The 8,400-nt window shown below is 69.4% G+C and carries 8 protein-coding genes and 1 pseudogene; 5 read left to right on the top strand and 4 right to left on the bottom strand.

Annotation, left to right across the window (positions count from 1 at the left end; all coding sequences use genetic code 11):
* The 4 genes and pseudogenes from FNH08_RS37540 to FNH08_RS37525 all read right to left on the bottom strand — a co-directional run.
* Positions 1-212, bottom strand: a pseudogene (locus FNH08_RS37540) (hypothetical protein); the annotation flags it as partial.
* Between the two features lie 86 nt (positions 213-298).
* Positions 299-817, bottom strand: coding sequence for a hypothetical protein (locus tag FNH08_RS37535; RefSeq protein WP_152776000.1), 519 nt, complete (start codon positions 815-817; stop codon positions 299-301).
* Positions 818-920: 103 nt separating this feature from the next.
* The gene (locus FNH08_RS37530) at positions 921-1,688 is read right to left on the bottom strand and encodes a DUF4328 domain-containing protein (protein ID WP_152775999.1); all 768 of its coding nucleotides are present in this window, start codon (positions 1,686-1,688) and stop codon (positions 921-923) included.
* Between the two features lie 211 nt (positions 1,689-1,899).
* Positions 1,900-3,519, bottom strand: a complete 1,620-nt coding sequence (locus tag FNH08_RS37525) for a beta-N-acetylhexosaminidase (RefSeq protein WP_194238747.1) — start codon at positions 3,517-3,519, stop codon at positions 1,900-1,902.
* Between the two features lie 228 nt (positions 3,520-3,747).
* Between FNH08_RS37525 and FNH08_RS37520 the strand changes: the two genes are divergently transcribed.
* The 5 genes from FNH08_RS37520 (at position 3,748) to FNH08_RS37500 (ending at position 8,102) form a co-directional block, all read left to right on the top strand.
* Positions 3,748-4,383 (top strand): 2-oxo-4-hydroxy-4-carboxy-5-ureidoimidazoline decarboxylase, encoded by a 636-nt coding sequence (locus tag FNH08_RS37520; RefSeq protein WP_407704533.1) that lies wholly within the window; start codon positions 3,748-3,750, stop codon positions 4,381-4,383.
* Positions 4,384-4,676: 293 nt separating this feature from the next.
* A complete protein-coding gene (gene sdhC, locus FNH08_RS37515) occupies positions 4,677-5,057 on the top strand; it encodes a succinate dehydrogenase, cytochrome b556 subunit (protein ID WP_322726126.1) in 381 nt (126 codons plus the stop codon).
* A gap of 5 nt (positions 5,058-5,062) precedes the next feature.
* A complete protein-coding gene (locus tag FNH08_RS37510; protein ID WP_152775998.1) occupies positions 5,063-5,554 on the top strand; it encodes a succinate dehydrogenase hydrophobic membrane anchor subunit in 492 nt (163 codons plus the stop codon).
* 23 nt (positions 5,555-5,577) lie between these two features.
* Positions 5,578-7,332 (top strand): succinate dehydrogenase flavoprotein subunit, encoded by a 1,755-nt coding sequence (gene sdhA / locus FNH08_RS37505; RefSeq protein WP_152775997.1) that lies wholly within the window; start codon positions 5,578-5,580, stop codon positions 7,330-7,332.
* Complete coding sequence (locus FNH08_RS37500) at positions 7,332-8,102, top strand: succinate dehydrogenase iron-sulfur subunit (RefSeq protein ID WP_152775996.1); 771 nt, start codon at positions 7,332-7,334, stop codon at positions 8,100-8,102. Before sdhA ends, FNH08_RS37500 begins: the two co-directional genes overlap by 1 nt.
* The last annotated feature ends 298 nt before the right edge of the window (positions 8,103-8,400 follow it).

Raw genomic sequence — 8,400 nt, 5'->3', positions numbered from 1 at the left:
CCCTCGGGGTCCCCCACGCCCAACTCCCCGCGCACCTTGGCGACCCGCTCCCCCCAGTCACCCCAGACGTCACCGTCCGCGAGGCTCGCCCACAGCGGGCGCAGCGCCTCGTCCTCGCCCCCCAGCAACGGAACGCAGCGATCCAAACAAGCCACTCCGCTGGCGGCCAGCCCGCGTTCGTCGGCCTGTGCGATCAGTTCCACCAGGCTCATCACGCCTCCCTCGAACTCCTTCGACAGGGCGCCTGCGCTTAACGGAGCCCGCACTTCCCCTTACTGCGTGCAACGACCCGGGAGTGTCACAGGGGCACCACCCCGAGCCGGTCGAGTAGCTGGAACAGCAGGTTTTCAGCCAACGGCGCCGATGGATCGGGCTCCATGGCCAGTACGTCGACGATTCGCTCGGCGTTCACGGTGCGGCCGGCCTCCGCGGCCCAGGCGGCGGCCCGCTCGGCGGCGTCACGCGGCTCCAGGAAGTAGTCCTCGACGGTGAGTCCGTCCTCGGTACCGTCCAGATAGCCGCTCATGGCCCCGCGCGCCAGACACGTGGTCCAGCCCCCGCTCTCGGGCGCGGCGGCCTCGACCACCACGCAGGCGCTGTCCATGACGTAGCCGAAGAGCGCGGGCGCCCCGGTCTCGCGGGCGAGCGCGTGCATGCTCCCGACATCACCGGAGCCGTCCTGGTTCGGGTACTCCCAGACCTGCCAGCCGTCGTCCGCCGTGGAGAGCAGCGACATGCCCTCCGCCCGGGCCAGCGCGTCGAGCTCCACGAGCGGCCGCTCACTTCTGCCCACCACGTAGTAGCCCCAGTACCCCATCCCGGCTCCCCCCGGCATCTCGGCACGACCCGCGCCGACTTCACCACAGCAGTACGGCGGTTCGCCCCCGGAATCGGGCAATCCGCCCCGAATGGACCCGAGGTCAGCCGACGGGCACGGGCGCGCCCGGCCCGCTGCGCGCCTTCGTGTCCTGCATGCGTGTCAGCGTGAGCACGAAGAGGATGGCGAGGACCCCCGCGACGACGTCGGCCGCGTCCGCGAACAGCACCTGCCCCGCGGCCCGCTCGATCTCCGGCGCCGTCTCGGCCCTGCGATAGGCGGTGGAGGCGTACCGCCCGGCGACCACGCTGATCACCCAGGCCGCCCACCAGCCGTTCACGAGGCCGTGCGACCGGGGCGTGTTCCAGGGGCTGCTCGCGTCCCAGATGTCGAGCGCGATCCGGCGCGGGAACCACAGGTTCACGATCGGCACGAGCCAGCCGCCCACCGCCCAGCCGCGCTTCTTGCGGTGTCCGAACGGGTCGAACACCTCCGCGTTCACCCGCACCCGGTGGAACCAGACGAGGAAGACGACGGCGGCGGAGAGCAGGGCGGCCGTCTGCACGAGCCCGGCCGCCGCGAACAGCGAGTCCGCCTTTTCGGCCCTGTCCTGCACGGCCGCACTGGAGTCGCCGTCCACGATGTCGCCCACCACGTCGTACATCGCGAGGTCCGCCCAGATCGCGAGCAGGTCGGCGGCGATGACCGCCCCGAGCAGCACGGCGACGGCCCGGCCGAGCCCAACGGGCGAGCGCAGCCACGCGCCCTGTCCGTGCGGCGGGGCCACGGGCGCGACACCGGCCGCGGCGCAGTGGTCGCAGATGATCCCGTCGGGTGCCGCATCGAAGTGCCGGCATCGTGTGCAGAGCATGGTGGACTGGCCCCCCGTATCCGAAATCCAACAGAACCGCACAAGGCTCTCCCCAGAACCTCACGCACGGCACGCGGAACATACGGCTCAGCGACCCCGCGCGTCCACCGGTTTCGCCGTCCAGCGGTTTCACCCGTCCAGCGGTTTCGCCCCGTGTGCCCGCGCCGGACGGCCTCCCCGCGCGGCGCGGGTCAGCTGACCTGGTCCGCCGTCAGCTCACCTGGTCCGCCAGCTTCGTGAACTCCGCCCACGACAGAGCGGGCTTCCCCGGATCCCACAGCTTCTGGGTCAGCGCCCGCAGCGGCATCCGTACGCCCGCCGCCACCTGCGCCTCGGTCTGGGAGTTCGCCAGGTCGCACCACACCGCGAACGACCCGCCCAGGATCTGGTCGTCGTACCGCTGGGGCACCGCGGTCGTGCCGCGCACCACCAACGGTGTCCACTGCTCGTAGATCCGCTGCCCGGTCGGGTAGACGAACTGGTTGGGCTCGCCCAGGACGTAGTACAGGAACTCGTCGTTGTAGTTGATCAGCTTGCGTCCGGTGCTCAGGTACGCGACCGGCTCCCGGGCTCCGATCTCCTTACCGGTCCAGTACGCGACCTGGATGTCGCGTGCCGGCTGCACCTTGCCGCCGCTGAAGAACCCGTCGTTCCAGGCCCGCGGCGTCCGGTCGTGCCCCCGTACCGTGGCGGCCCGGTCGTTCATCCAGCCCGTCGTCAGGTCGGCCACGGTCGCCCCCGCCCCGTACTTGGCCTGTGCCGCGCTCGCCAGCTGCGGGTAGGACGCCTCGGGGTCCGAGACCATCAGGGCCCGGTACTCGTCGGCGCCGAGGTGCCAGTAGGGGCCGGGGAAGAGGTCCGCGTACTCGTTCAGCAGGTCGTCGACGATGTCCGCCGCCGCGGGCTTGGAGATGTCCACCGTGCCGGAGGGCGCCGCACCACTGGCGCTGCGCAGCTGCAGATCCGGGTGGGCGCGGATCACCGCGCCGAGGTGACCGGGCGAGTCGATCTCGGGGACGACCCTGATGTGGCGGCTCGCCGCGACGTCCAGGATGCGCCGTACCTGCGCCTTGGTGAGGTGCGGCTGGGACACCACCTCGGGATGCGAGTCGGACTCGATGCGGAAGCCCTGGTCGTCGGAGAAGTGCAGCCCGAACTGGTTGTACTTCAGGTCGCCCAGCTCGCGGATACGGTCCTCGATCCAGCCCGCCGAGAAGTTCTTGCGGGCGATGTCCAGCATGAACCCGCGCTGGGGCTTGGCCGGCTGGTCGTTGACGACGCCCTCGGGTGCCGTACCGCCACCGCGCACCTCCTGCTTGAGGGTGCGCGTGCCGTAGAAGACGCCCGTGTCGGTGGGCGCGGAGATCGTCACGCGCCGGTTCCGCACGGTCATCGTGTACGCCTCCGAGGACGGCTGGTTCTCGCCGCCCAGCGTCAACGCCACGTCCCCGTCGCAGGGCTCGGCCTCTCCGGCGTACGTGAGGCCCAGCTCACTCGCGGTGAGCTTGCCCTCGTCGGCCAGCTTCTTGTCGTCGATCACGAGCCGGGCGCCGTCGGAGGGGCGCCAGCCGGGGCCGCGGGCGGGCGTGTGGTCACGTACGGCCGGAATCGTCCGGGGCGCCTCGGACAGCGAGTACGACCGCGAGGGTGACGGAGAGGGGGACGGGCAGTCGCCGGGGTCGCTCCCCGCGCCCACCCGCGTCGGCCGGCCGGCACGCGACTCTCCCGAGTCACCGCCCGGCCAGACGGTCGCACCCAGCACGACGGCACCGCCCGCCACAGCGATTCCGCCGCCGATGAGCAACCTCTTCGGCCCCACGGACGTCTTCATACGGGGTGCTCGGCGTCGACCACCGTTCACGACGCGCCTCCGTTTTCTCCCTCAGTCCGCTTCCGCCGCATCTCACGTACCTCCACTCACACACCCCTCCACTCACACACCTCCGCCTTCGAACCTACGACGTCCATCCGCCCCGACCGTCCACCAGCGGCTCCGAAACTCTGCCGTCCGGGTGAATTTCAGCCCTCGTTCGGACAGTCGTTGACCACCCTCGATAACGTGACGGCACACCTCACACACCATTCCCTGCCGACCCGTACGCGGCGTCCACAAGACATCGCCACACACCGCCGAGGACCCACGCTGCCTTCGCACCGTCTTTCCCACCTCCCCGGCGAGGTCGCCTTCCCGGAACAGCCGCGCACCGCCCCCGGCCCCACGGCCCTGGAGCGGTTCAACGCCGCGCCCGCGGCCGACGCCGAGCGTGCCCTCCTCACCTGCTGCCGGAGCCTGCGCTGGGCCCACCGCGTCGCCGAACACAGGCCCTACCCGGACCTGAACGCGCTCCTCGCCGCGGCCGACGAGGCGGCCTACGACCTGACGCCCACCGACGTCGCCGAGGCCCTGGCCGGCGAGACGCTCACCCTGCTCCCGGACGGCGCGTACTCCGCCGCCCACACCGCGCTGAGCGCCGCCCACGCCGCGTACGAGAGCCGCTTCGGCCACGTCTTCGTCATCTGCCTGGACGACGTCCCCACCAGCGAGGCCCTCGACCGCGTCCTCACCGGCATCCGCGCACGCCTGACCAACGACCCGGAAGAGGAACGCCTCCTGGCAGCGGAGGAGCTCCGCCGCCTGGCAAGGGGAAGGCTGACGAGACTGGTGAGGAACTCCTCAACGCGACGGGTGCACTGAGCGCCCTAAAGGGGCGCGGGGCTGTGTCTGATATGCGGCTCCGCCGCGTGGGCGCGACAAGCCACAACCAACCCACACCCGGCAAACAACACAAACCCCCCACCCTGGATGCCGCCCGGTACTCACCCATACGCGCACCTTCCGCATGCCGTTTTGATCACACCCGTAGGCCCCCCGTAAGCGCCGCAGACACACCTCGCTACGATGGCCAGGGCCGGTGGACCGTACCCGGCCGGGCCCGACCGACAGCACAAGCCGGCGCGGCCCCAATCCCCGCTCCCGGAGGAACTTCCGTGCCGGCTGGAACGCTGTACCGCGGCCGGGAAGGAATGTGGTCCTGGGTGGCTCATCGAGTCACCGGCGTCCTCATCTTCTTCTTCCTGTTCGTACACGTGCTGGACACCGCCCTCGTCCGTGTCTCCCCCGAGGCCTACGACAAGGTCGTGGCCACGTACAAGACGCCCATCGTCGCGCTGCTGGAGTACGGCCTCGTCGCCGCCATCCTCTTCCACGCGCTCAACGGCCTGCGCGTCATCGCCGTCGACTTCTGGGCCAAGGGCCCGCGCTACCAGAAGCAGATGCTCTGGAGCGTCGTCGGTGTCTGGCTCGTGCTGATGCTGGGGGCGCTGTACCCCGTCCTCGGCCACGCCGTCCGTGAAGTCTTCGGGAGCTGAGGCACATGTCCACCACTGAGACCACCGAATCCGGCATCGGCCCGGTAGAGGGCGCGGGCGAGCTGTCGGGCTACAGCCCCGAGAACCCCGCTCCCGTCATCGAGCCGCCCCGCAAGCGCACCAAGAAGACCCCGAAGTCCACCCGTGGGAACTTCGAGATGTACGGCTGGCTGTTCATGCGCCTGTCCGGCATCGTCCTGGTCGTCCTGGTCATCGGCCACCTGCTCATCCAGCTCGTCCTCGACGGCGGCGTCTCCAAGATCGGCTTCGCGTTCGTCGCGGGCCGCTGGGCCTCGCCGTTCTGGCAGACCTGGGACCTGCTGATGCTGTGGCTGGCGATGCTGCACGGCGCGAACGGCCTGCGCACGGTCATCAACGACTACGCGGAGCGCCCGAACACGCGCCTGTGGCTGAAGGGCCTGCTGTACACCGCCACGGTGTTCACCATCCTGCTGGGCACGCTGGTGATCTTCACCTTCGACCCGAACATCCGCTAGGCACGGGGCTGAGGTATCCACTCATGAAGATCCACAAGTACGACACCGTCATCGTCGGCGCGGGCGGCGCCGGCATGCGCGCCGCCATCGAGTCGACGAAGCGCAGCCGCACCGCCGTGCTGACCAAGCTGTACCCCACCCGCTCCCACACGGGCGCCGCGCAGGGCGGCATGGCCGCCGCGCTGGCCAACGTGGAGGAGGACAACTGGGAGTGGCACACCTTCGACACGGTCAAGGGCGGTGACTACCTGGTCGACCAGGACGCCGCCGAGATCCTGGCGAAGGAGGCCATCGACTCGGTCCTCGACCTGGAGAAGATGGGCCTGCCGTTCAACCGGACCCCGAACGGCACGATCGACCAGCGCCGCTTCGGCGGTCACAGCCGCAACCACGGCGAGGCCCCGGTCCGCCGCTCCTGCTACGCGGCCGACCGCACCGGCCACATGATCCTCCAGACGCTGTACCAGAACTGCGTCAAGGAGGGCGTGGAGTTCTACAACGAGTTCTACGTCCTCGACCAGCTGATCACCCAGGTCGACGGCGTCAAGAAGTCGGCCGGTGTCGTGGCGTACGAGCTGGCGACCGGCGAGATCCACGTCTTCCAGGCGAAGGCCGTGATCTACGCGTCCGGCGGCTGCGGCAAGTTCTTCAAGGTGACGTCCAACGCGCACACGCTGACGGGTGACGGCCAGGCGGCCGTGTACCGCCGCGGGCTGCCGCTGGAGGACATGGAGTTCTTCCAGTTCCACCCGACCGGCATCTGGCGCATGGGCATCCTGCTGACGGAGGGCGCCCGCGGTGAGGGCGGCATCCTCCGCAACAAGGACGGCGAGCGCTTCATGGAGAAGTACGCGCCGGTCATGAAGGACCTCGCGTCCCGTGACGTCGTGTCCCGCTCCATCTACACGGAGATCCGCGAGGGCCGTGGCTGCGGCCCCGAGGGCGACCACGTGTTCCTGGACCTGACGCACCTCCCGCCGGAGCAGCTGGACGCCAAGCTCCCGGACATCACGGAGTTCGCGCGTACCTACCTCGGCATCGAGCCCTACACGGACCCGATCCCGATCCAGCCCACCGCGCACTACGCGATGGGCGGCATCCCGACGAACGTCGAGGGTGAGGTGCTGAGCGACAACACGACCGTCGTCCCCGGTCTGTACGCGGCCGGCGAGGTCGCGTGCGTCTCGGTCCACGGCGCCAACCGCCTGGGCACGAACTCGCTGCTGGACATCAACGTGTTCGGCAAGCGGGCCGGTATCGCCGCCGCCGAGTACTCCCAGAAGGCCGACTTCGTCGAGCTGCCGGAGAACCCGGAGACGCTGGTCGTCGAGCAGATCGAGCGGCTGCGCTCGTCCACGGGCAACGAGCGCGTGGCGGAGCTGCGCCGCGAGCTCCAGGAGACCATGGACGCGAACGTCATGGTGTTCCGCACCGAGCAGACGATCAAGACGGCTGTCGAGAAGATCGCCGAGCTGCGCGCGCGCTACAAGAACGTGGCGATCCAGGACAAGGGCAAGCGGTTCAACACCGACCTGCTGGAGGCCGTCGAGCTGGGCAACCTGCTGGACCTGGCCGAGGTCATGGCGGTCTCCGCCCTCGCCCGGAAGGAGTCCCGCGGCGGTCACTACCGCGAGGACTACCCCAACCGCGACGACGTCAACTTCATGCGTCACACCATGGCGTACCGCGAGGTCGGCGACGACGGCTCCGAGACCGTCCGCCTCGACTACAAGCCGGTCGTCCAGACCCGCTACCAGCCGATGGAGCGTAAGTACTGATGGCAACCCCTGTTCTGGACAAGGCCGAGACCCCTGACTCGGCGTCTCCGGCCTCTCCGTACATCACGGTCACGTTCCGCGTGCGCCGCTTCAACCCGGAGGTCTCGGCCGAGGCGACCTGGGAAGACTTCCAGCTGGAGATCGACCCCAAGGAGCGCGTCCTCGACGGCCTCCACAAGATCAAGTGGGACGTCGACGGCACGCTGACGTTCCGCCGCTCCTGCGCGCACGGCATCTGCGGCTCCGACGCGATGCGCATCAACGGCAAGAACCGCCTCGCGTGCAAGACGCTGATCAAGGACATCAACCCCGAGAAGCCGATCACGATCGAGCCCATAAAGGGCCTGACGGTCCTGAAGGACCTGGTCGTGGACATGGAGCCGTTCTTCCAGGCGTACCGGGACGTGATGCCCTTCCTGATCACGAAGGACACGAACGAGCCCACGCGCGAGCGTTTCCAGACCGCGGAGGACCGCGAGCGCTTCGACGACACCACGAAGTGCATCCTGTGCGCGGCGTGCACGTCGTCCTGCCCGGTCTTCTGGAACGACGGCCAGTACTTCGGCCCGGCCGCGATCGTCAACGCGCACCGCTTCATCTTCGACTCGCGTGACGAGGCGGGCGAGCAGCGCCTGGAGATCCTCAACGACAAGGACGGCGTGTGGCGCTGCCGCACGACCTTCAACTGCACGGACGCCTGCCCGCGCGGTATCGAGGTCACCAAGGCCATCCAGGAGGTGAAGCGCGCGCTGATCACGCGTCGCTTCTGAGCCGCCTGGCCGGCTGCTTGGTTCTACGGTGATGTGGGCCCCGTTTCCCGGTGGTGTGCCGGGGGCGGGGCTCACGCGTTCGCTGGTGTGTGGGACGTCGCGAGTACTTGAGACTTCAAGCCAACCAGGGGGCACGATCAGCCAAGTTGGCCGGAGACCGCTGTGACTTCTGTGATGCATGAGGCGAACGTCGCCAGACTGAGCCCATGGCACCCATGGCCCCCACGGCACTCCTGAGGAAAGCCGCCGCCGCGCTGTCGGCCGCGGCGGCGGTCCTGCTCGCGATACCCCCCACTGC

The sequence above is a fragment of the Streptomyces spongiae genome, assembly GCF_009377185.1.
In the GTDB taxonomy this organism is placed as follows: Bacteria; Actinomycetota; Actinomycetes; order Streptomycetales; family Streptomycetaceae; genus Streptomyces; species Streptomyces spongiae.
This window is presented reverse-complemented; position numbering and strand designations above follow the sequence as displayed.